Below are 23,418 nucleotides of genomic sequence, written 5' to 3' on the forward strand. Positions count from 1 at the left end.
TTTTTCCGAGCTGCATTGATTAATCCGGAGTTCGCCGATGTGCTCTGCTTTCTCCGGACTCGTGGCAGCCAATTACTACCGGATGATGAGTTTGGGTATGTGATTCGTCCTATTATTCATGAGGAACATGGATTTAAGTCTCAGGCTGAATACAATCAGATGAAAGAGCCGTTAAATAGCTATGGGTCGTCATTGGTTGCGCTGCTTCGTGAAATGCGGTTGCGTGTGAAAGCCGGAGGCATACTGGACCGTGGCGAATTAGTTCAAGGCGGGTTAATGGATCTGGTTGATAACCTCGGAAGGGAGTAATACGATGGCGAAGTCATATAAAGACCCGACTGGCGATTTGGCTGTCGGACGGGTATATAAAGAAGCAAAGGTTAAGCGGCAACTGTTCAAGAAAGCTGTAATGCTATTGGCATTTGTATGTGATTTTAAAATTAAAATTGAGTTTATTGAGAGGAGAAAAGGATAAATGGCGTGGTATGGAATCGCTTTTTTCGTAGGATTGATGGCCGGAGCAAGTATAGGCGTAATGGTAGCGGCACTGTTTGCAGCTCCGAAAATAAAAGAACTTGAATTTGAGGTGCTGCGCTTGCAGGCGGAATTTGAGGTTATACATGAAGATAGGGAGGCCCTCAATGAATCGTAAGCAACGACGGGATTTATTGAAATCGAAGAATGGTGAAAAGTTGATTGAACTATATACTCAGGATATGAGGCGCGCTGCTGTCCAACATACAACGGAATTTGCTTTGGAGTATTTTAGAACGCAGCTTGCCTTAGCTTTGCATGATGAGTACGGCTTTGGGAAAAGTAGAATACAAAAAGTAATCCGGCGGATGGATGGGTATAGCCAAAGTGATAGTATCGGTGACGTTGGATATGAGGAGCTGCGGGAATTTGTAAAGAGTGAATTGGCTCTCGATTTCAGAGAGGGGGACTTGCTTGGTGAAGTGGTGGCGAATGGATAGAAGAGAGTTGATGTTTAATGACGGCTAAAGAGTATCTTAATCGGCTGCGCAGTATCGACATGGATCTGCGGGCTAAGGAAAAATTAAAAGAGCGGCTGTTTGCCGATATATGTACGCTGCGCGCCACGGACTACTCGGCGAATCGGGTATCCGGCGGTATAGCAACGGATATAGCGGATAAGATAGCCAGAGTAGAGGACCTGCGAGCACGTATCAATGCCGAGTGGGATCGTCTGATTGACCTAAGGCATGAGGCCTACGGCTACATATCGCAAGTGGCCAGTGCAAAACAGCGACAGCTCCTTATTAAGCGGTACCTCTTGGGTGAGGCGTGGGAAGTCATCGCAGCGGAGTGGACGACGGAGTCACCAGATAAGCGCGGGTGTTCGTGGCAAAATTTGCACAAGATCCATAAGCAAGCACTGGCGGCGATGCAAAAGATTTTAGACAGGGTTGCTTAAATGCGATATCAATCTGTGGTATTATATCAGTGTGAAAGTTGAACATAAGTTTTACACCTCTTTATTTGGGACCGCCTTGGCATTGAGCGGTCCCTTTTAGTTAGAGAGATAGGGGTGAGGATGTAATGCCAATGCATGAATGCTTTTATCCCGGATGTCATCAGCTAACGAAGGACCGGTACTGCGATAAACACAAGAAGGCAACAGAGATACGGCGGGGGTCCGCGGCCAGTCGCGGCTATGGCAGTAAGTGGGCGAAAGCTCGTGCCGCTTTCCTTGCGTCTCATCCGGTTTGCCAGTGCCCTGAGTGTACGTCGTCAGGGCAGCCGCTTCCGGCTGATGTAGTGGACCATATCATTCCTCATCGTGGTGATCCTAAGCTGTTTTGGGACACGAATAACTGGCAAGCGATGAATCACGTTTGCCATAATCGCAAAACGGCAAAAGAAAACGGTGGATTTGGTAATAAAATTATTAGGTAAATGGAGGATACCCCCGCCCTAAAAATGTTTTGGGACCAAAGTATAAGACCGCGTGGGTCTCATCTTTTTAAAAAATTCGGAAATTTGAGCTTATCAGGGTACTTGATTAGAGGTGATAACTATGCCGGCAGGTAGACCAGCTATCCCATTACAGATGCATATGCTGAGTGGTAATCCGAGCCATCTGACGAAAGCGGAGATTAAGCAACGAAAAAAAGAAGAAGTAAAAATCGGCGAAGCGAAACTTGTCTGTCCGGCATATGTTAAAGCCGATAAAGAGGCATATAAGAAGTGGCGAGAGATTGTTAAGCTGTACAAAGGGATTGATTTTGTATCGTCAGCAGACGTCGGCATGATGGCGAGATACTGTGTGGCCTTTTCTGAGTATCTTGATCTGATTGGTCATAGGGCGACGGTCAACGATATACATTTGACAGAGGATGAGGCGACGCAGACGCTGGAAGTACTTGCGGATAGGTACGGAGCACGCCGAGCCGCCAACTTGTACGATAAGATTGACTACCTTACGTCAGTCGGCGGTTTGCTTACGCTTGATAAGGCGATTAACGCAAAAATGTCAGCGCTGGTACAGATGGAAGACCGGCTGTTTTTGAATCCGTTGGCCAAAGTACGAAACGTACCAAAGAAAGAGGTTAAGAAAGAGGACCCGCTCGCTGCGAAGGGATTTGGTAATGTATGACTATCGATGAAGAGTTAATTGAATATAGCCGCCAACGTATCGAAGATACGGCGCATGTATGCCAGAAACACCGATGGGCGTGCATGCGCTTTTTACGTGACGTTGAACGGGCAGGGACTGAGGCTTTCCCGTATGTCTTTGACAACGATGCGGCACAGCGCTTTTTTGATTGGGCCTCAATTCATCGACACACAAAAGGCGTACTGGCTGGACAGCCTATTGAGTTTGCCCCAATACAGCGGTTTATTTTCGGTAATGTCTACGGCTGGAAGCACAAGAATACCGGATTGCGGCGATTTAAAAAGGCGTATTGGCAGGTGGCCAGAAAAAATGCGAAGTCACAGTCTTTGGCAATCGTCGGCGATTATGAGCTGATGGCGCTCGGTGAACCGATGAGCGAAGTATATATCGGTGCAACTAAAACGCTGCAGGCCAAGATTATATACAACGAAGTAGCTGCTATGCTGAAACGCTGCCCCATGCTTGGCGGTAAATGGACGGAGAGTTATGGCGTGATCCGTCATCCTAAGAGCGACTCGATATTACGCGCGCTGTCGAAAGATGACGGCAAGACTGGAGATGGTCTAAACCCGCAGTGCGGCTTGATCGATGAATATCATGCCCATCCGACCGATGAAATTTTGGAAGTCATCAATACCGGCATGATCGCACGAAAGCAGCCGCTGCTTTTTATTATCACTACGGCGGGCAGCAACTTCGGTGGACCGTGTTATCGTGTTGAGTATCCACTGGTAGAAAAGATACTGAATCCCGATCTTGATTTTGACGTGCCCGATTATTTTTGTATGGTTAACGAATTGGATCGTGACGAAGAAGGCAATTTGCTTGATGACGTTAAAAACGAGGATTGCTGGATTAAGGCTAATCCCATCGCCGCTACCTATCCCGAGGGAATTGCCAATATTCGCAGTCGTCTCGCGTCGGCCATCGAAAGTCCTGAAAAGATGGAAAGTTTTTTGACGAAGAACATGAATCTGTGGGTTAATCAATCCGCTATGTCGTATATGGATATGGCCAAATGGAAAGCCCGCGGCACGGTCGATATTGATTTGATTGACACCTACGGCGCAGATGCGTATGTAGGCCTGGACCTTTCCAGTAAGATTGACCTTACGTCGGTCGGTATTGTCGTACCGGTCGACGGGAAATATTTAGTGACAGGGCACAGTTTTATTCCGGAAGAAACGCTGCAGCGTAAGGAAAAAACGGATAAAGTTCCCTACCGGGCCTGGATTGCTGCCGGATATTTAACGGCGACGCCGGGCGATGTTGTGGATTATCGGTTTATGACACGTTGGATGCAGGTGATGGCCGAAAAGCTCGGCATTAACATTAAAGAAGTTTGCTACGATCCGTATAATGCTACGCATTACGTGCAGGAGTTAGAGGAAGATGGCTATATGGGCATTGAGGTTCGGCAAGGCATGATGACCTTATCAGAGCCGACAAAAAGCTTTCGAGAATGCGCATATGCCGGCGAGATTCTACATCCTGTCAATCCTCTGTTGGATTGGGCTATCAGTAATGCCGTTACGAAAAAGGACCACAATGAAAATATTATGCTCGATAAAGAAAAATCGACGAATCGCATTGACCCCATAGCTGCGATGATCAATGCCTTTAGTCGTGCACGGATTTCTGTCGGCGACGACCTCAGTAACTACGTTTTAAGCGACGATTTTAGCTTTTAGGAGGCAAAGATGAACAAAATTTTACTGTACGCAGACGATATTTTGCTTGCTATCGGTTGCGTGTTGACTGTCTTCGGCAGCTATATCGTCAATCCAATATTGGCAATTTTTGTAGCTGCTGCGGAATGCTTTATCGTGGCGTACATCATTGGGCAAGTACCGGAACAGAAAGGAGGACCGCATAGTAAATAATGCTATTACGTAGAGCAATACGCAATCAATCTTTTACCAATCCGGCGCATACCGGGTCACTGATCAGCCCCGAAGACTGGCTTATTAGTGCTTTGAATGGCGGCGATAATACAATGACGCCAGAACAGGCGCTGAAAAACTCTAATATTTACGCCTGTGTCAGTATTTTAGCAGATGATCTCGGAAAGCTTCCGATACACACGTTTAAAAAGCAGGATATGAGGCGAGGCATGCAGCATCCGGCGGCAAGGCTGCTGTACGATCGGCCGAATCCTTTCATGACGGCGTTTACCTTTAAACAAACGTTGGAGATGCACGTCGGTTTGTATGGTAACGGCTATGCGCACATCGAATGGGGCACCGACGGATATCCGCGTGCATTGTGGCCTCTTGATCCGGTTAATACGACAGTCGATTTGAATACGGCAGCCGGAAAGTTGGAGTATCACACCCAAGACGCCGCCGGGAAGCAGTATACGTTTGGTGCGGCAGATGTCTTGCACTTTAAAACAATGAGCCGTGACGGCTATGTCGGTACACCACCTTGGAAGACACTACTCGATGAGTTATCCAGTCAAAATGCGATCAAGAAATTCATCGACGATTTTTATAAAAACGGCACACTTGCCAGTGGCGTCTTACAGACGGCGTCAAAGATGAATAAAGAGGCGAAGCAAGCCATGCGCGAAGAGTGGAAACGGCTGAATGGGGGCATGGACAATGCCGGTGAAATCGCCGTTCTTGATGTCGGACTTGACTACAAACAGCTGGGCATGCAACTCGATCAGGCGCAATTTCTGGAAACGCAGAAGTTTGGCATAAATGAAGTAGCTAAAGTATACCGCATACCGCCTCACAAGCTCGCGCAGCTTGATCGGGCGACTTACGCTAACGCCGAAGCGATGGGCCTCGACTATATTAAGACAACGTTGCTGCCGATCTTTACGCAGTGGGAACAGGAAATTAATTATAAGCTCTTTACCGAAAAGGAAAGGGCTTCTTTTTATGTCAAATTTAATGCTGCTGCGGAACTCCGCGGCGACAGTACGGCCCGCGCGCAGTACTATCAAACGATGGTTACCAACGGCGTATATACGCTAAATGAAGTACGCGAGATGGAAGAACTTACGGGAATCGGAGAGCTTGGTGACACGCACTTTGTCTCAAAGAATTATGCCACGCTTGAAAACATCTGCGCAGAAGCAAGCGAGCCCGCGAAAGGAGGTGAGGGGGATGGAGAAAAACGCACTGCGATGTCTCAAAATCCGCAACGAAACAGCGACGACGGCTGATTTATATATTCACGGCGATATTACCGACGATGTATATAAAGGTTGGCTGTCCGACTGGGACGGGAATACAGATCCCGGCTATGTCTTGCCGACCGATATCCGCGAGCAGCTTAAGGCGCTCGACGGAAAGACGCTGAATGTGTATATCAATAGCGACGGCGGAAGCGTAGCGGCCGGGGTCGCTATTGCCAATATGATTGCAAGGCATCGGGGAAAGACGGTTGGTATCATCGACGGGTGGGCGGCATCGGTTGCCAGCGTTATCTTTATGGCTTGCGATGAACTGCATATGCCGAGTAATACATTTTTGATGATCCATAAGCCTGCAGTTAGTGTGTCCGGTAATTCCGACGACTTGTTGAAAGCGGCAGAGATGCTGGATACCATTCAGGACGGGATTGAAAAAACGTACCTGGCTAAAGCCAAACCCGGCGTAACGCCGGACGATATCCATGATGCGGTGAACGCAGAGACGTGGTATACGGCCGCCGAAGCGGCAGAAGTCTTTGACGTGGTGGTTGACGACACGGAAATACAGCTCACGGCTTGCAGTACTCGTGTGACTAACCGTATGCCGGAGGCGATTAAAGCAGTGAAAATTGCCGCAAAAACGGCTGAAAATGAAGGGGAAAAGCAAGAAAATAACTTACGCAGGCGAAAAATTGCTTGCGAATTAGAATTGTTACGGTAAAAGGAGGATACAACCTTGACAGAAAAAGAACGCGAATTGCGTCAGCAAATGACGCTGAAAACGCAGGAAGTACAAAATTTTTTGAAAGAAGATAAGCTTGACGACGCAGAACGTGTTACTGCTGAACTGCGCAATATGAAGCGGGAACTCGAAGTGCTGAAAACGGTCGAAGATGTGGCAGGATTACCGCCGGTATCGCCGAAGGTAGACTCGAAAGAGGATGAGGTCGTTGATAAAACGCATGTCCTTGCTCAAGTATTACGCCGCGGGAAGTTAAATGACGCCGAAATGAGTTATGCTCAACAAGTTGTCGATGCCGCAGGCAGCCTTATTGAAGGTACGCCGGCAAGTGGTGGTTTTATTGTTCCCGTTGATGCGCAGACTAAGATTAATGAGTTGAAACGCACACTTAACCCGTTGTCGGGTATTGTCCGTATCGAAAACGTCAATACGCTCTCCGGTACGCGCGTGTTGGAAGCTACGGCTGATATGACACCCTTTGTTAATGTCGCCGAAATGGCACAAATTGACGAAACCGATGCCCCGACCTTTACACAAATTAAATACACTGTAGCGAAATACGCCGGTATTTTGCCGATTTCAAAAGAGCTGCTTGCCGACACCGATCAGAACCTCTTGACGTATGTGTACAATTGGCTTGCTAAAAAATCCGTCGTAACGGAAAATACAAAAATTGTGAGTGTATTGAACGGGTTGTCGAAGTCGCCTGTTGCTAAACTCGATGACGTCAAGAAGATCTTGAACGTCACGCTCGATCCGGCACTGTCCTTACTCTCGACAGTGGTTACTAATCAGGACGGGTTTAATTATCTTGATACGCAAAAGGATACGCAAGGCGATTATCTTTTGCAGCCTAATCCGCTTGATCCGACGCAGAAGATGCTTTTCGGTCGTCCGGTTAAAGTTGTGTCTAACAAGACGCTGCCTACGGATACCGGAAAGGCTCCTCTTATCATCGGCAGCATGACAGACGCTGTCGTCCTTTTCGATCGACAAGCCATTACGCTCCAAGGAACGGATATCGGTGGAAACAGCTTCTTGCGCGACAGCTATGATATCAAAGCTGTTACCCGTTTTGACGTGCAGCCCTTTGACCCGCAAGCCGCTGTCTTTGGACAGATTGCGTTAGCGTAAGGTGTAGCATATGGATCTTTTGGATGACGTAAAGCTGTATCTGCGCGTGGATGGCGTTGAAGAAGATAGCGTCATCAAAAACCTTATCGATACAGCAAAGTTATTTATTACGCAAGGTACGGGGGTGTCGTTTGCTGCGGATAATCCGCAGCACGTACTCACGCTTAAATTACTCGCGGCGCATTGGTATGACAATCGTGGTGCAGTGGGGCAGTCCGGCGAGCTGCCTTACAGCATTACCGCTCAGCTGATACAGATCGAGGCCGCAGGAAGGAGTACAATATGACAATCGTGGCGCTGTGTAACGTGGCTATTGGAGATGCCTTTTTACAAGAAGGCGATACATATCAAGGGAGTAAGGAGACGCTGCAGTCGTATTTGGATTTTGGGTACGTGAAAGAGATTCCCGCCAAAGCGAAAAAAGAGAAGCAAGCAGCTCCCGATACGACGGAAGCATGACGAAGATAGCAGATTTCACAAAGCGTGTCAGCTTGTATAAACCTATGCGCGAAAGTGACGGCCAAGGCGGCTATATCGATGGTCTGCCTGTTCTCGTCGATACCGTATGGGCCAAAGTGCTTCGACCGCGATTTGCGGACGTTGAAGCGGCCGGTGCTCCGACTACGGCGATTACACAGGGAATTACTTTGCGGTATCGTGAGGACATAGGGTATGACTGGGAACTCGGCTATCATGGCATGCGCTATCGCATTGTGCACATCGAGTATAGCCCGAAGCGGGACACTGTCACGTTGACGTGCGAAGCGGTGAGCAAGCACGGATAGGGGGCGCACATGTACATTAAAACGAATCTCAATACAGAGGTTTTTAACGCGCTATATCAGCTAAGCGACTATGACAAAGAAACGCAAGAGCGGATACGTCAGACCGTGCATGATAAGGCTGCGGAAGTACATAGTCGTGCTATGGAGCTTGCTCCTTATGGCACTGGTGATTTAAAAACTCGAATTGGCTTAACTTTTTTTAATAACGAGTATAAAACCTACGCGTCTATTAATGTTGCTGACCCAGTCGGGCACTTAATCGAGTATGGGGTTGCGAAATCGGTAGAAATACCTATCAAAAAAAAGGCGTTATATCCCGGCGCTGAAGGTTGGTTTATGAAACGCGTCACTATTCCGCAGCGTGCGGCACGGCCGTTTATGCAGCCTGCCCTTGACGCAGTACGTCCGACGCTGGAAAGCGCCATACGTGAGGTGATAAGTAAATGATAAGCCACATCCCTTTTAACGCCTTGCAGGCAGCTGTTTACACGTTACTGCATGACGGGCAGACGATACCGGTATACGACGCTGTGCCATCGGGTACGGACAGTATGCCGTATATCGTACTCGGTGAGTTTCACGGGACGCCGGTCGTTGAGAATAAAACGACGATGTACCATGCGGTCAATCAGCAAATCCATGTGTGGTCAAAGCAGCACGGGAAGAAAGAAATCAACAGTATTATGGACGATATCGTCTTTTTGCTTACATCGTACAAACTTGATTTACAAGGCTATGCACAGGTAAGTGAGGCTACAATCTCGCTGTATCAAGCGTGGCAAGAGCTGTACGAGGATAAGACGAGTGCTTATCATGGGATGCTACAAGTCGAGTTTATCGTCCAACAGAATTTAGATTAGGAGGCACATTATATGGCATTAACTGCAGATCAAATTAAAAATTTACCAACTATGCCGGAATCGACAAAAGCCGTTGCCGGTAAGGATACTCTTTTATATATCGCTCTCGATAGTACACCGACGTGGATCTTACTCGGCGGGCAGCGGAATAACCCGCTGGAACGTAAAGCCGAGTCGATCGATGCATCGCATAAAACGTCAGGAGACTACGGTGAAAAACTTGCCGGCTTGTTATCCTGGACAATCTCCTACGACGGCTTGTATGTGTTAAATGACGAAGCAGTCGCTATTTTAGAAAATCGCTTTGCTGCACGTAAGCCTGTATTCATCCGGCAGGAATACCCGGACGGCTCGTACCGTACCGGATGGGCTGCCGTTACCGCATTTAACGAGGACCACAGCCATAGTGGCGTGTCTACCTTGAAAGTTACCTTTGAGGGTAAGGGCCCAATCAGTGATGTACAGGTGCTTAGCGGTACGCCTGCGCTTAGTGCGGCAACGAGTACCGTTGCAAGCAAAGCGGCCATTACTGATGTGACGATTACGATTACGCCGGCAGATGCCAATATCCGCTCTGTCATCATGCCCGACGGTACGAAATTAGCGTATGGTACGGATTATACGTATGTCGGCGGTAAGCTGACGCTGTTAAAAGCGGGCGCGCTGGCTAGCTCTGTCAAGGTGGGGGATAACATTATCCATATCAAAATTACCGCTGACACGGATTTGCTGTACACCTTAAAAGTAACTGCAGCGTAAGTAGGTTCTTAGGGAGGGCGTCGTATTGGCGCCCTTTTTACTATAGTAAAGCGAGGTGCACCTTTTGAAAAATGTAAGAGTTATCACAATCAATGACAATCGGTATGAGGCGTATTTGACGATTCGGGACCTGCGCGCCGTTGAACGCGAAATTGATAAATCTTTAATATCGATCTTTAATCTTGAGGCGTTAGCTGCGCTCCGGTCTTTTACGCAACGAGTCGATATCGACTTTTTAGTTGCATGCCTGCGGTACGGCATCCATGACGACAAGTACGGGAAGCGCACAGATGACGAAATTTTTGATCTGATTGAAGAGTATTGTGCGGTTGAAGGTAATACGATCGACTCTTTGAGCGGGATCGCATGCACTATGGTGCTTGATACGGATTTGTTTAGTCCGGTTAAATTTAACGATACGGGAAAAAACTCCAAAGCGACGAAGTCGAAGAAGGCTGTAGCCCCGTCGGCTCCGTCGCAGAATGGATAAAATGCGCGGAACCTCTTGCCTATGGCCCGTTGGCGTTAAAACCGGAGGAGTTTGAGCGCTTGCAGATCGGGGAGTTTAACGTCATGGTGCAAGGATTGATGCGTCGCCGTAAAGAAGAGGACCAAAAGGCCGCGTACTTTACGCTGTGGCAGCTCCGCCCGCATTTGGCGGAGGGGAGCAACGTGACAGTGGAGGATATCTTATCACCGCTCTATCCCGAGTATCAAGAGGCAAAAGAGCGGCGCAGCGCAGAGGATATGCAAAATTTAAAAGACGCATTTGGCTTATAAGGGGGCAAGTCATTGGCTACAATCGCGGATTTATTAATTAAAATTGGAGCGGACGGCAGCGGCTTGTCCTCCGAATTAAACAAATCAAAACAGGAAATTAACAGTGCGTTTAATACGACGCCGCTGAATGAGTTTAGCAATCGCCTTACCGGGGTGTCGCATGACGTTGAGGGATTAATGGGGACGTTCGCCCGCTTTGCCGGTGTTGCGGCTGCAGGCTTTGGGCTAAATGCCGTAATTGGCGCCGCCGTTGATGCCGGAGAGTCCGTTTATCAGTTGCAGCAGCGATTCCAGCTGTCCGCCGAGGAGGCTGTGAAACTCTCGTCGGTCATGAAGATGACAGGTGGCGACGCTGATACGGCGGCAAAGGCGATGATGCGGCTCGATAAGGGGCTGTTGACGCACTCCGAAGACGGCAAACGTGCGGAAGAAGTGTTCAAGGCACTGGGCATCTCCATGACAGATGCCGGTGGCAAGTTGAAACCAATTACGGGGCAGCTCGAAGAGCTTGCTAAGGGTTACAAAAAAGCCAATGACGCCGGGCAAGGCCAAGAGTTTATTATGGCAACTCTCGGTGCGCGGGGGCTGGGGCTCAGTAAGACACTACTTAACTACGCTGAGGCGTCTGAGCGTGCGGCTAAAGTGCAGGGCGTGGGACTTGATCCTAAGCAGATGCACGAGGCGCATATGCAAATGCAAGAGCTCAGTTTGCAAATGGGTAAACTCGGCACAGTAGCGGGCTCTGCTCTTGCGCCTGTTGCTTTGGAACTTTTACCGCAGATTACGTCCGGACTTGCCGGTACGGCACGCTGGGTCAAAGAAAATAAAGAACTTGTCACGTCAACACTTGGCACACTCGCAAAATTGGTGGCCGCGTATGAGGCAGTTAAGATTGCTAAAGCCGGCATGACCGTTGTCGGTACTGCCGTCAGTGCCGTGCGGAATGCTGCGCAAGACAAGGCTGCGGAGTCTGAGCAAGCGGCGCTGACGAAAGTGCAAGAGCGGCGAATCAATAAGTCTATCGCAGATAGCGAACGCATGTACTCTGCGATGCGCAGGGAAGCTATCAAGACGGCAGAACAGCAAGACCTGTCTGCAGCAGAGACGCAGCAATTCTTAGCGAAGAAATTTACGGAGATCGGTATACAGGCTGCAGAATCGGCGGAACGAATCCGCCTGAGTATGACAGAAGCGTTTGCGCAGATTAACCTTGCCGCTGAGGAGTCGGCAGGGGTAGTAAATACAGCATTGGCAGATAACGGCATCGTTGCGCGCGATGCGGCTGTGGCAAAGATTGAGGCTAATGAAACGGTCATCACCAGCAATCGCGCCGTTGCCGAGTCGGAAATTGCGACCGGGGTAGCAGCTGAAGAGGCGGCAGCGACGAAGATGACTGCGGCAGAGTCGGAGGTGGCAGCCAACGCGCGTGTTGCCGAAAGCAATGAAGCGGTTGCCGTGGCTGCTGCAGAAGCCGGCGCCGCAGAAGTGCGGGCCAGTGAATCCGCTGTGATTGCTGCAGAAGAGAATACCGTCGCGCTCGGTAAGGTGGCAACTGCACACACTACAACAGGCGTGCAGGCAGTGGCGGCCGGAACGAAATCGATTGGTGTCCTCGGTAAAGTAGGTGGCGCCGCTAAAGTCGCAGGTAAGGCGTTGTTTGCTCTCGCCGGCGGCTGGATCGGAGTTGGCGCAGCCGCTTTGTATGTGGCTTACTGTGCCGTTCAGTATTTCCATGCAAAGTATGAAGAGGGAAAGGCGAATACGTGGGAGTCTGGCGGGGTCCGCTATACGGCACATGACGGCAAGATTTGGCGCGAGGGACAAAGCGATAATAGTAACGTTGCTGCCGATCCGACGGGGCTTGGTTCTGTAGCTGCCGGAGGAATCAACGAAACTGCACTTGACCCAGACTCAGACGAGTACGCACAACAGTATGGGAATTGGTATAACGCCGGCGGCGGAAAAGCGTGGGAAGAGGCAGAAAAGCAGCGGAAAGCCGCTGAAGAGGCGGCACAAAAGGCGAACTCGAATCTCGATCTTGATTTAAGCAGGGGGAAAGGCTCTTACTCGGAAGATGATCTGCGGCGAACGATTTTGGGATATATGGATGCAAATCAAGGCCGAAACTATAAAGGTTTTGAATGCACGATCTACGTTAAAACAGGGCTGCAGGGCGCCGGTGTCGATACGTCAGGCATGGACAATGAGTTATACGCCGGGGCGGAAACACAGGACCGTGACGCAAACGCTGCGAACAGTTCATGGATCCAAGAAGCGAAACGCCGCGGTGCATGGCATCCGACAGATGAGTACGGCAATGGCTACAACGCAAAGCCCGGCGATGTTGCAATCGTCGAAAACGGCAATCACACGATCACGATCGGGCAAGGTGGGTACTACTCTGCGTCCGGTACGGGCCGGCAATCGTCGTTTTACGGGCAAGACTACCGCGCTTCGTATGGCGGTAACGTTGTCGGTATCATCGACTCGGCAGCGTTGGCGGGGATGGGCGGCCTTACGCCTAAGACGCAGGACCTTGATTGGGGCAGTAATCAAAATTGGGCGGCCATTAAACGCGCTGCCGAAGAGTTTCATAAGGATCCCTATTTAGCGCTGGCTATGTCGGCCGTCGAGACTGGTGGCGGTGATATTAACGCAGTCAACATGGCTGATGGTGGGGGGCTCTTTCAAATACTTGACGGTGGGCAAGACGCTGTTACCGCTAATGGTCAGCGCGGTAGTGTAGCGGAACTTTTCCCGGGATGGGAGACGGATCCGCTGCAAAATGCTCGTGCCGGTATGGCTGTGCTGTCCCGGAAGAAGGATCTTACCGGTACCGATGAGACTTGGGCCAACGTCGAAGCGTACAACGGCGGCGGTGACCCTGATTACGTTGAGAAAGTCAAAAAGGCGTACTACGGGATGCATAAAGACTCCGGTATGACTGCGCAAATGACGCGGCTACTCGAAGGACGCAAGGAGCTGCGGCAGTTGGAGCAAGAGTTGCAGAGTACGCTCAGCAAAAGCGACGCTACGCAGTATGAGCAGGACACTGCAAAGCTTGAGCAATTTTATCAGTCTCGTGAGGCCAAACTAAAAGAGATTAAGAGCAAAGGCGTTGATACTAAAGACGCAGAAAAGTTACTCGATCGGTATAACACATCCGAGATTAATCGTATCGCCGCTGAGTTGCAGAGCCGGCAGGAGAAGCTCAAAGAAGAGACGGAGAAGATCAACGACGAGTTAAGTGGTAGTTTTACAGGTATGGTCGAGGACGAATACCGTGCTACCGTCGAGAGTCTGCGTAAGCAACGCGAAGTAAAGCAGCGCGAAGTAGCGGCTGACAAGTACGATAAGGCCGCCATGAAGCAAGTCGATGACTGGTACAATGCATCTGTACTTGCGGCGCTTAAAAAGCGTACCGATGCGATGCGCGAAGCTCACGAAAAAGAGATTCAGTACAGCATTACTAACGGGGATGGAAAAGGTCTGCAAAAGCTTTTAAATTCGCAGGCACAAAAGGATGTCATGGAGTGGCAGGCAAAGCAAAAAGCCTGTCAATCCTACTACGAGATATGGCAAAAAGCCAATCAAACAACGACGGACATGATTGCCGAAGGGTCAACCTCGATTGCCTCTGATATGGCGGAGGCTTTTGAGTCGATGATATCCGGATCACAAGGGGCCGGTAAAGCTTTTGAAAACCTCGGCAAGTCGATCATGAGCACGATTGCGAAGACTGTCGCACAGGTTACAGCGAATAAGATTGCCATGATGCTCTTTGGCGGCGCGCTGGGAGGTAGTGGAGGCGGTGGCCTCGGAGGGTTCTTTAGCGGCGGCGGATCGTCGTTTATGAGCAATATCGTCGGTGGTTACAGCGGCGGATATGCCTCCGGCTTTAGCTACGGAGGGGGCTTTGGCGGTCTGTCAATTCCCCACTTCGCAAACGGCGGACTTGTTACCGCTCCTACTGTCGGGATCATGGGAGAGGTGGGTTACCACGAAGCTGTTATGCCGCTTAATGATAATGTCTACTCGCGCATCGGACAAGGCATTGCGCGGAACACGGCAGGCGGCGTCGGGGTCATGGGTGCCGGGACACCGGTAGTCAATATTATTAACAACAGTAATAATAACGTGCGCGTGCAGTCCAGCAACTACGACGACCAGCTCAAGAAGTGGGTGCTGAACATCGTCGTTGACGCGACGGAAACTAATGAGGGCGGCATGGCACAGGCAGTGCGAAATGCTGCGAAAGGATGATGTAAAATGCTAGAGTTTCCACGCACAGCTGTGCCGGATCCGATGATAGCGACGGCGACTAACGTGGGTGATACCTACGTCGAGAAAATCGCAGACAGCACGATCGAGAGTAAGACCGATGCCAACTATCGCATTACGCGACCGCGGGCTATTCGTACCATTTCGACATTCAGCTATTCCTGGACCTGTTTGACCGAGGCGGAAAAAAATACGCTGCGGGATTTTTGGAAGAAGGTTAGGAAATCTGAAATGTTTAAATTTATCGATTATGACTCCGGCACAACTTATACAGTGCGCTTTACCGGAGATTTTAAAGTGCACTATTCACACCCAGAAGGGTATTACTTGACGCTAAATTTTGAGGAGGTTTGATATATGCTGATTTGGGAAACGGCTGCGATTTTGGAAAAAAATAAACTTGCGTCGGATATGCCTTTTCTGATCCTACTCAAGATTAACCATCGAGATTTACCGGAGCCGATTTACCTTGCACGTAACAACGAGGACGTCGTATGGGGCGGACATACATGGACCCGCTTTCCGCTCACACTGTCGGCCGTCACAACAGACGGCACAACGCTTCCTACTGTCAAGCTTACGGTTAGTAACTGCGGTGGGGTAATCCAGTCGTACCTGCAGCAATTTGGGGGACTCACCGATGCTGCTGTGTCGGTGTACGTTGTCCACGCGGGGCTTTTGGATAACCCTGAGCCGCTGGATCAGCTGGACTTTACCAACTTATCGACGGGCTATGATGAGCAGTGGGTTACATTTACACTTGGATGCAGTCCTGAGTTGTACAATAAGTTCCCCCTTGACGCGTACATGGTTAACTTCTGCCCCTTTGTCTTTAAATCGGTCCGCTGTGGCTATAGCGGCAGTGCAGCGGCGTGTAATAACACGCTTAAAGAGTGCCGGATCACGAGCCGCTTTGGCGGTGAGCAAGGGATGACGGGTAATTATGGTTAAGTACGATGACCTTGTCGGTATCCCGTACGTAAGCGGCGGACGGGACGTACGGACAGGACTTGACTGCTGGGGACTTGCCGTCGAGATTTACCGGAGACAGGGACTACAGCTGCCTCCGTATCCTTTAGATGCAACGAGCGCGGCGGTTACGATGGCAGCGTTTAAATCCGGATTGCCGCAAAACTGGTATCGTCTCGGTACACCGACACCGGGTTGCCTTGTGCTGATCCGTTTTATCGGGAACCCTTACGGTAGCCATTGCGGCATTTATTTGGGATACGGCGAGTTTATTCACGCCTATGATACAGCAGTACAGATCGATAAAATACGGCGGTGGGGGCCACGCGTTATCGGCTACTATTTGCCGCGGAAAGGAGTATATCCGAGTGTTTGAATTAATTACCGTCAGCAATGTCCTTACAGGCGAGCATACACGCAAACAAATCGCTTACGAGGGCAAGAAGCTGACAGAGTATATCGACGTAACAGACCTTGACGTCTTTATTAACGGACAGATGGCTGTCACGCCGTATAGCTACATACCACAAGACGATGATCAAGTTATTGTCGCGGCGCAAATGGGGGGAGGGGGGTTCAAAAGAATATTTGGTATGGCGCTGATGATTGGCTTGATGATTGCCGCGCCGCATAACATTTTTGCGCTGCACAGTATGTTTGCTCGTGCATTGGTGTCCGGGGCGGTCATGATGCTCGGCGGAAAGTTAATCAATAGTGTTTTTCATCTTGATCAACAGCTGCAAAAAGATCAATCATCGTCGCAAACGTACGGATGGGACTTACCGCAAGTGCAGACGCGCGAAGGGGGTACAATCGGCGAGACGTTTGGCGAGTGTATCCCTCAGCCGCAGCTGCTTATGTACCACGTTGAGACGGAAACAGAGCGCTACGATGTCACGACGACGTCCCAGACAGGATTTTTCTTTAAGCGCAAAACTACGCACAGCGGCGAAAAAGATGTGCAGTATCTTAATGTGCTGTACTCAGGCGGGTATGGGCCTATTGATAGTATTGACGATCTCCGTATCGGCTACACGCCATTGTCGGCGTTTGATGATGTGCAGGTGGAGACGCGAACGGGGACAAATGATCAAGCGCCGATTTCCTTCTTCCCGCAGACCGTCGCTGACCAGTCTGTCGATATGGACTGTAAAGAGGGTACGACAATTACACGGAGTACGGATAGCGACTCAGTCAACGCAATCGACGTCACGCTGTCGTGGCCGGGCGGGATTTATCACACGAGCGATAAAGGTAATTTTGAAAAGCTGACCGTATCTTTTAAAATCGCGATCAGTCCAACCGGTAAAAACCAATGGGCAGAACAATCTTTTTCGCTGACGCAGAGTACTAACTCCGCCGTACGGCGTACATATCGTTTTGAGGGCTTAGAGGCAGGGCGGTATGATGTACGGCTGACTACAGTTACGATGCCGATTACCTCGAGAGACTACGCGCAGATGCAGTGGTCATTAATTTCGACGTACATCAATACCGGTGCGTTTTGTCGGCCGAATAAGGTACTGGTGGCACTACGGATTAAAGCTACGAACCAGCTTAACAATGGCATTCCGAGTTTGACATGGCGGCAAAAGCGGTTAAATGTATGGGTATACAACCCCGCAAAACAGGCGTATGAGCAGCGATCCGCACAAAATCCGATATGGGCGGCATATGACATTCTGCATCACTGCCGGCAACTCAAAAATGTCAACACGGGTCAATATGAGTTTGTAGTTGACGGCTGCCCGGCAGAGCGCTTTACAAAATACTGGCACGAGTGGCAAAAGGCTGCTGACTATGCGGACGAGCTAATTCCGACCAGTGACGGTGGGACCGAAAAGAGATTTATGCTGGACGCTTTTTTCGATGTCACGCAAAAACGATTGGAAGCGGCCAATAAGGCGGCTAATGTCGGCCACGCCACTATCATCCGGCACGGCACCAATCTCGGCATTGTCGTCGATATGCCGGGAGTCGTCAAGCAGATCTTTGGAGAGGGACGGACGACGATGTCGTCGTTTAGCGGCTCTTTTTCCTCTCGCGATGACCGAGCACGTAGCGTCAAGATCACGTATAACGACGGGCAAAACGATTTTAAAAATACGGAGTTTTTTGTGCGCAGCAGCAAATATGCGGAGGCGCGTACACTGCAAGATAACACGGCAGATTTAAGTCTTTTCGGCGTTGCCCGACGGTCACAGGCCTATCGTGAGGCTATGCACTGTCTGGCCGTTAACGAGAGGGAGCTGCAGACGGTGCAGTTTGGTGCGGACGTCAATGCCCTTGTGTGCGAATATGGCGATATCATCGGCGTCAGTCATGCTGTCCCGCGTATCGGGGTGTTAAGTGGTCGTATCGTTTCTGTCAGCGGTAACACCATAACCATTGATAAAGAGGTCATGCTGGCCGCCTCTGAGTCGTATAGTATTTTAGTGCAGCGCTCGGCAGATGATGCGCTCATTTCACGCGATATTGTCGCCGTCACGAAAGACACAACAACAAATACGCTGACGCTGTCACAGGGCTTTACTGCTGCCGATACCCCGGCGCAGTACGATAATTACGCTGTGGGGGGCCGCGATAAAGTCGTTAAACCTTTCCGCATTATCCGAATTGAGCAAGATGGTGATCTCAAGGTTACGATCACCGCTATTGAGTATGATCCGGCGGTGTACGATGTCAACTACGATCGGTATCCGATCATCGACTACAGTACCCCGGTCAACGCGCAGCTTAAAGCGCCGATTAACTTGCAACTATCTGAGGTCAGCGTCCGTACTAAGGATAATAACAAAAATAGCGTTATTCACGCTACGTGGGACATGCCGGAAGGGGCACGGTATGACGGTTTTAAAGTCTCGTACTCTACAGATTTGTACACGTGGACGGATTTGACGACAACGACGCTGATGGAAGCGGATATACCCAACGCCGATCCGACGTACACCTATTACGTGCGGGTACGTGCAGTGCTGGACGGCTTTGTCTCCAGTGCTGCAAGTAAGAGCATCGGGCTGCATGGTAATGTCTTGCCGGCTATAACCCCGACCGGGATTACAGCGTACACACGGTACCGGCATTTGCCGGACGGTACGCCGCGGTATGATGTTGTCGTCAACTGGCAGTCGGCAAATCTTATGGGACACGTCTATTATAAGAGCAACTATGACCAGTCAACACAGATCAATATGGCTGTAGGTGTGCCTGCGGATCAGATGGGCTTTACCGGCCCCTGGATCTTTGCCGGAGAAGGGGGCGGACAAATGGTCATCCCGCAGGCGATACCGGGCGATACGCTACGAATCGCAATCGCGACGGCTAACGAGCTCGGGGAGTATGTATCTCCGGATACCGCGCCCCACATCGATACCGTCATCGCTCTTAAGACGATGATCCCGAATACACCGGACAATGTGCAAATCGGCTTTGGCGCGCAGGCTGTTTTATCTTGGCGAGCGGTCACGAATACCGACATCGCCAACTATGAGGTGCGGCTGGACCAAAAGCCGGGTGTTGAGTCACAGGCGCTGCTGCTGCGGACGCAAGACGTCTCCGGAGCACTACCGCTAATCGCACGAAAAGGCGTTGTTTATCTGTACGCACACGGCAGAGACAATAAGTATTCACTGCCGGCAGTCCTGGAATACAATAAGCCCGTTCCGCCGAAACCGGCGCTACCTAAGGTCACGCAAATACTCGGCGGACTCTCTGTCGTAGCAGCGCCGATACCGAATGGCTGCACCGGCATGACAGTGTACTTTGACGCGTCGTCAGACGCGCAAAGCGGCATTGTGCCGGTACATACGGTCAACAATACACTGACACATACATGTGGCGCAGGAATCTACGACGTATCCGTCGCTTACACCGATCTTTTTGGTGAAGGCGAGCATAGCGGAGAGGTACGGCAAGTCGTTAAAGTCCTCGTCGACGATAGCTTTATAAAGGATGAGGCAATCAGCTTGGCCAAAGTAGACGGTGTCATCAAGCAGGCCGTCTCGGATGCGCAAGAAGCAATACCGCGTATCGGCGCTGCGGAAGAAGATATCAGCAAGATACAGCAGGACACAAAGTCTATCACGCAGACCGTGCAGTCCCATACAGGTGACATCTCACAGCTAAAGCAGACCGCCGACAGTATCACGCAAACGGTGCAAAATAACAAGGCCGATCTGACGTCTCAAATCAAGCAAACAGATGGCAAGATAACATCTGTCGTGACCAACCTTAACAGTGCAGCAGGTGCCCGTAACTACTCGGCTATCGCACAGATACAAGATAATATCAGCCTTAAAGTGCAGAAAAACGACATCATCAATCAGATCAACGTATCCACAGAGAGTGTCAAGATCAGCGGCGCTAAGGTGCATATCACAGGGGATACCATCTTTGATAACAATGTCGTAGCAAAAGGCATGATACAGACAGGGGCAATCACGGTCGATAAGATTGCAGGTGGCTCGGTTACAGCTGATAAGTTAAATGTACAAAGTTTGTCCGCGATAAGCGCAAATATCGGAACTCTTAGAACAAAAACAAGTGGGGCGAGGGTGGAAATATCAGATAATCTTATATTAATTTATGATAGCAATAACGTATTACGTGTCAGAATGGGGGTTTGGTAATGGGATTTTTTATATTAGGAGTGATGTTATTAATTGGATTATTTTTGTATAGGAGAAGGGAAATGCCGGCTGGAATTCAGATATTTGATAGTAAAGGTAATATTAATTTTGATACAACTGATGGTGTTGTTAGATATTTAGGGAGCAAAGAACTTTCTACTTCTTCGGGAGAGGTGTCTGTGGATAATTTAAATGACGGAGATCTTATCCCTGTTATCAGAAAAAGTTTTGATAAATTTTCTAATACGGATGATATATCTTTTTCCGTGAATAAAAATTTATTCACTTGGAGTTATAACCATAGGGTTGACACTTCGGTTGTCTATTTTTTTGGTGTGTATAAGTGAGGGGAAAATGGACAAATATTTAGAAATATCGAATGGATCAAAAATTGTAATTGATGATGAATTTACTAACTATTCTTTACAAAGAGTAATCTCATATCATGATGGTACCCTTCCAAGAGACGGGGATTTTAGATACGGCCCTGCAGATGGGGTTGTTATGATTGGCGAAAAAACTGCTTCAATATATCAACCTGTTTCACCGGGGAATCTTCTTGCTATCAAAGCCGATGGCATTATTCAACAGACATCTGTTTCCGGAGTATTGTCAGACGGAGTGAGCGTTTTATTTACCACTAAAATAACGCCATCTTTGACGAAAGCGTATGAGTTTGGTAGTTCCCATTCAGCCGCCCCAGGTGAATTGCTAATATACAACAAAGACAAAGAAGAGATATTTAATAGCAACACTAAATATTTGAGAGTTTTAGATTACATATATAAGGATCGTGATGATTTTTCGTCATTTTCCAAAAACTATGAAAAGGATATTGCGGTAATAGTTAATTCTTTATCATACCATTATAGCGGAAACAATAATGACACAATGCTTTTATCTATGGAAGGGGGGCAGAGCGTGTCAATTTATCAAAATCACATGTATGTACAAGGTGCTGACTTTAAAAGTATATATGGTGGGCCAACGTCAGTTATTGTCGTAGACGTGTCGAATTACTAATGGAGTATGGGTAGAAAACATATAATTACAGGGGCAGTTACGATGGTACGAAACTGCCCCTTATTTACAAATAACCAGTAAAGGAGAATATATATGATGACAAAGAGATTTACCGTACTTGGCAAAGTCAGTTATCCTCAAGGAGATGGCTTTTTGACTAGCCTTTCGTTTTACAATAAGGAGTATGGAGAAATGTTTACCTTGCAGGCAGACTCAACAGAATCCGTGTCTGATATCAATTACGGTGATGAAGTGACGCTGACAGTTGCCAAGATGGCAGCTGAAAAGGAAGTCGGCGCAAATAGCACTGACCAGACAGCCAATGCAGACACGACAGGAGTGTGATTGAATGAAACCACAGGCATTTCAGCATGGCGAAATAAGGGACGAAAATGACGTTATTATCCAAGCTGGGGCATATGGGAAAAAGTCAGCCCTTGTCAACACGACAAACGATGGTGCGCTGGACTATATCGTCAACAATTTAGAGTATCTATTTAGCAAAGTACAATCTGCTATAAGTAGCATCGTCGGCAGCAACGATACACTTACGATCACAAATACGGACGGGACGATAAACACGGTCACAGTCGATAATGTAGCACATGCCGGCACTGCCGATTCATTAACTTACACAATGATTCCAAACGGTGCTGACTTAAACAATTACTATAAAGTCGGCGAATATGTCTTTGTCGGTGACGTAAATTTAAGTACGCTAACAAATACGCCGAATGGGCTTACTGAATCATTCCGGCTGTCAGTCACAAAAGACGTGTATTATCAGCAGCGATTGGTTACTTATAATACTCACAGAGTTTTCTGCCGCAGAGAAAACATGGGCTGGGTTGAACAGCCTGCTGGGACAGCTGCCACAGCCACTGATATTACAAATAGCGTAATTACATCTACATCGTTTAAACAAAGCGGCGCAGTCGTTTCCGGTGCTGATACAGACGAAACATCGGATATTAATGCGATGGTGCAAAGCAGAAGAACATATGCTGGCAGTATGTATACAAGTGATAAGACGTGGTTTGATGTAATCAGCGTCAGACACAGGAACGGAAATGACGACGGAACCCGTCACGGTATGCGCATATCGACTAGGATGACTGATGATCACGACAGCTTGCACTGGAACAAGCAAGTATACAAAAATTGGGGCACCGAAAAAATAATACTCGATTCTGCAAACTATAATCTTTATGTGCCGCAGCTTACCGGTGTCGGTGCATCGGGAACATGGCCAATTAGTATTGCCGGTAATGCCGTTACGGCTGATACATGCACCGGAAACTCTTTTACTGCAACAACCGCAGAATTCGGGAAATCATTATCAATAGTATCCGGAAATGAGATCAAATTTAATTCATCAGGATATACAAACGGCGGCATTGTTTATGTCGGGTGGTCTGATACGCAAAAAAGCACTAAGCGGATAAATAAATGGGTTTTTAAAAACCTTGGTGGGGAAGAAGCTGACGTGCAAGCAAAAGCGTTTTATTCGAGCAATGGCGGCTTTTACGGCAACGTTCACGGAAACGCTGATACAGCGACGAAGCTAAAGACGGCAAGAAAGATAACAATAACGGGGGCAGTCAGCGGTTCCGCAACTTTTGACGGCAGCGGTGATATCACGATCAACGTAACATAAAAAGGAGGGGGTGACAC

Annotated in this window: 28 protein-coding genes and 1 pseudogene; all 29 read left to right on the forward strand. The window is 48.9% G+C overall.

Annotated elements, in window-relative coordinates; translation table 11 throughout:
• Positions 1–309, forward strand: a pseudogene (locus tag HMPREF1250_RS11690) (hypothetical protein); the annotation flags it as partial.
• Between the two features lie 4 nt (positions 310–313).
• A complete protein-coding gene (locus tag HMPREF1250_RS11490; RefSeq protein ID WP_023052710.1) occupies positions 314–475 on the forward strand; it encodes a hypothetical protein in 162 nt (53 codons plus the stop codon).
• On the forward strand, positions 476–652 hold the full coding sequence (locus tag HMPREF1250_RS11495) for a hypothetical protein (RefSeq protein ID WP_023052703.1): 177 nt from the start codon (positions 476–478) through the stop codon (positions 650–652). It abuts the gene before it with no gap.
• Complete coding sequence (locus tag HMPREF1250_RS00835; RefSeq protein WP_023052711.1) at positions 642–974, forward strand: hypothetical protein; 333 nt, start codon at positions 642–644, stop codon at positions 972–974. Before HMPREF1250_RS11495 ends, HMPREF1250_RS00835 begins: the two co-directional genes overlap by 11 nt.
• 17 nt (positions 975–991) lie before the next feature.
• Positions 992–1,435: a hypothetical protein gene (locus HMPREF1250_RS00840; protein WP_023052720.1), complete on the forward strand. Its 444-nt coding sequence runs from the start codon at positions 992–994 to the stop codon at positions 1,433–1,435.
• Between the two features lie 131 nt (positions 1,436–1,566).
• Positions 1,567–1,917 (forward strand): HNH endonuclease signature motif containing protein, encoded by a 351-nt coding sequence (locus HMPREF1250_RS00845; protein WP_036242221.1) that lies wholly within the window; start codon positions 1,567–1,569, stop codon positions 1,915–1,917.
• 160 nt (positions 1,918–2,077) lie between these two features.
• Entirely contained in the window at positions 2,078–2,617 is a 540-nt protein-coding gene (locus tag HMPREF1250_RS00850; protein ID WP_231391258.1) for a P27 family phage terminase small subunit, read from the forward strand.
• Positions 2,614–4,329 carry a terminase large subunit gene (locus HMPREF1250_RS00855; protein WP_023052707.1) on the forward strand — a complete coding sequence of 572 codons (1,716 nt, stop codon included), beginning with the start codon at positions 2,614–2,616 and terminating at the stop codon, positions 4,327–4,329. The genes HMPREF1250_RS00850 and HMPREF1250_RS00855 overlap by 4 nt, the downstream gene beginning before the upstream one ends.
• Before the next feature lie 9 nt (positions 4,330–4,338).
• Positions 4,339–4,521, forward strand: coding sequence for a hypothetical protein (locus tag HMPREF1250_RS00860; RefSeq protein WP_023052700.1), 183 nt, complete (start codon positions 4,339–4,341; stop codon positions 4,519–4,521).
• Positions 4,521–5,813 carry a phage portal protein gene (locus HMPREF1250_RS00865; protein ID WP_051356030.1) on the forward strand — a complete coding sequence of 431 codons (1,293 nt, stop codon included), beginning with the start codon at positions 4,521–4,523 and terminating at the stop codon, positions 5,811–5,813. Before HMPREF1250_RS00860 ends, HMPREF1250_RS00865 begins: the two co-directional genes overlap by 1 nt.
• A complete protein-coding gene (locus tag HMPREF1250_RS00870; RefSeq protein WP_036242225.1) occupies positions 5,755–6,504 on the forward strand; it encodes a head maturation protease, ClpP-related in 750 nt (249 codons plus the stop codon). Before HMPREF1250_RS00865 ends, HMPREF1250_RS00870 begins: the two co-directional genes overlap by 59 nt.
• A 15-nt stretch (positions 6,505–6,519) precedes the next feature.
• Positions 6,520–7,659: a phage major capsid protein gene (locus tag HMPREF1250_RS00875; RefSeq protein WP_023052716.1), complete on the forward strand. Its 1,140-nt coding sequence runs from the start codon at positions 6,520–6,522 to the stop codon at positions 7,657–7,659.
• A gap of 10 nt (positions 7,660–7,669) precedes the next feature.
• Positions 7,670–7,945 (forward strand): head-tail connector protein, encoded by a 276-nt coding sequence (locus HMPREF1250_RS00880; protein ID WP_023052702.1) that lies wholly within the window; start codon positions 7,670–7,672, stop codon positions 7,943–7,945.
• Positions 7,942–8,118: a hypothetical protein gene (locus HMPREF1250_RS11500; protein WP_023052719.1), complete on the forward strand. Its 177-nt coding sequence runs from the start codon at positions 7,942–7,944 to the stop codon at positions 8,116–8,118. The genes HMPREF1250_RS00880 and HMPREF1250_RS11500 overlap by 4 nt, the downstream gene beginning before the upstream one ends.
• Positions 8,115–8,444: a phage head closure protein gene (locus tag HMPREF1250_RS00885; protein ID WP_023052725.1), complete on the forward strand. Its 330-nt coding sequence runs from the start codon at positions 8,115–8,117 to the stop codon at positions 8,442–8,444. The genes HMPREF1250_RS11500 and HMPREF1250_RS00885 overlap by 4 nt, the downstream gene beginning before the upstream one ends.
• 9 nt (positions 8,445–8,453) lie before the next feature.
• Positions 8,454–8,891, forward strand: coding sequence for an HK97 gp10 family phage protein (locus tag HMPREF1250_RS00890; protein ID WP_023052699.1), 438 nt, complete (start codon positions 8,454–8,456; stop codon positions 8,889–8,891).
• Complete coding sequence (locus tag HMPREF1250_RS00895) at positions 8,888–9,304, forward strand: DUF3168 domain-containing protein (RefSeq protein WP_023052714.1); 417 nt, start codon at positions 8,888–8,890, stop codon at positions 9,302–9,304. The genes HMPREF1250_RS00890 and HMPREF1250_RS00895 overlap by 4 nt, the downstream gene beginning before the upstream one ends.
• A gap of 12 nt (positions 9,305–9,316) precedes the next feature.
• Positions 9,317–10,063: a phage tail tube protein gene (locus HMPREF1250_RS11695; protein ID WP_023052718.1), complete on the forward strand. Its 747-nt coding sequence runs from the start codon at positions 9,317–9,319 to the stop codon at positions 10,061–10,063.
• A gap of 64 nt (positions 10,064–10,127) precedes the next feature.
• Positions 10,128–10,553, forward strand: a complete 426-nt coding sequence (locus HMPREF1250_RS00905) for a hypothetical protein (protein WP_023052709.1) — start codon at positions 10,128–10,130, stop codon at positions 10,551–10,553.
• Between the two features lie 59 nt (positions 10,554–10,612).
• Positions 10,613–10,843 carry a hypothetical protein gene (locus HMPREF1250_RS00910; RefSeq protein ID WP_231391259.1) on the forward strand — a complete coding sequence of 77 codons (231 nt, stop codon included), beginning with the start codon at positions 10,613–10,615 and terminating at the stop codon, positions 10,841–10,843.
• 12 nt (positions 10,844–10,855) lie between these two features.
• Positions 10,856–15,106, forward strand: coding sequence for a hypothetical protein (locus HMPREF1250_RS00915; protein ID WP_023052708.1), 4,251 nt, complete (start codon positions 10,856–10,858; stop codon positions 15,104–15,106).
• Between the two features lie 6 nt (positions 15,107–15,112).
• Complete coding sequence (locus HMPREF1250_RS00920; RefSeq protein WP_036242228.1) at positions 15,113–15,478, forward strand: hypothetical protein; 366 nt, start codon at positions 15,113–15,115, stop codon at positions 15,476–15,478.
• Positions 15,479–15,481: 3 nt separating this feature from the next.
• Complete coding sequence (locus HMPREF1250_RS00925) at positions 15,482–16,075, forward strand: DUF1833 family protein (RefSeq protein WP_023052723.1); 594 nt, start codon at positions 15,482–15,484, stop codon at positions 16,073–16,075.
• Positions 16,068–16,469, forward strand: a complete 402-nt coding sequence (locus HMPREF1250_RS00930) for a C40 family peptidase (protein ID WP_023052717.1) — start codon at positions 16,068–16,070, stop codon at positions 16,467–16,469. The genes HMPREF1250_RS00925 and HMPREF1250_RS00930 overlap by 8 nt, the downstream gene beginning before the upstream one ends.
• On the forward strand, positions 16,462–20,721 hold the full coding sequence (gene gpJ / locus HMPREF1250_RS10805) for a TipJ family phage tail tip protein (protein WP_023052712.1): 4,260 nt from the start codon (positions 16,462–16,464) through the stop codon (positions 20,719–20,721). Before HMPREF1250_RS00930 ends, gpJ begins: the two co-directional genes overlap by 8 nt.
• Positions 20,721–21,068, forward strand: a complete 348-nt coding sequence (locus tag HMPREF1250_RS00940; RefSeq protein WP_036242230.1) for a hypothetical protein — start codon at positions 20,721–20,723, stop codon at positions 21,066–21,068. The genes gpJ and HMPREF1250_RS00940 overlap by 1 nt, the downstream gene beginning before the upstream one ends.
• 7 nt (positions 21,069–21,075) lie before the next feature.
• On the forward strand, positions 21,076–21,744 hold the full coding sequence (locus HMPREF1250_RS00945; protein WP_036242231.1) for a hypothetical protein: 669 nt from the start codon (positions 21,076–21,078) through the stop codon (positions 21,742–21,744).
• A gap of 93 nt (positions 21,745–21,837) precedes the next feature.
• Positions 21,838–22,089, forward strand: a complete 252-nt coding sequence (locus tag HMPREF1250_RS10810) for a hypothetical protein (RefSeq protein WP_071784746.1) — start codon at positions 21,838–21,840, stop codon at positions 22,087–22,089.
• Between the two features lie 4 nt (positions 22,090–22,093).
• Positions 22,094–23,401 carry a pyocin knob domain-containing protein gene (locus tag HMPREF1250_RS10815; protein ID WP_023052698.1) on the forward strand — a complete coding sequence of 436 codons (1,308 nt, stop codon included), beginning with the start codon at positions 22,094–22,096 and terminating at the stop codon, positions 23,399–23,401.
• The last annotated feature ends 17 nt before the right edge of the window (positions 23,402–23,418 follow it).

This window comes from Megasphaera vaginalis (ex Srinivasan et al. 2021) (assembly GCF_000478965.1).
Classification (GTDB): Bacteria; Bacillota; Negativicutes; order Veillonellales; family Megasphaeraceae; genus Megasphaera; species Megasphaera vaginalis.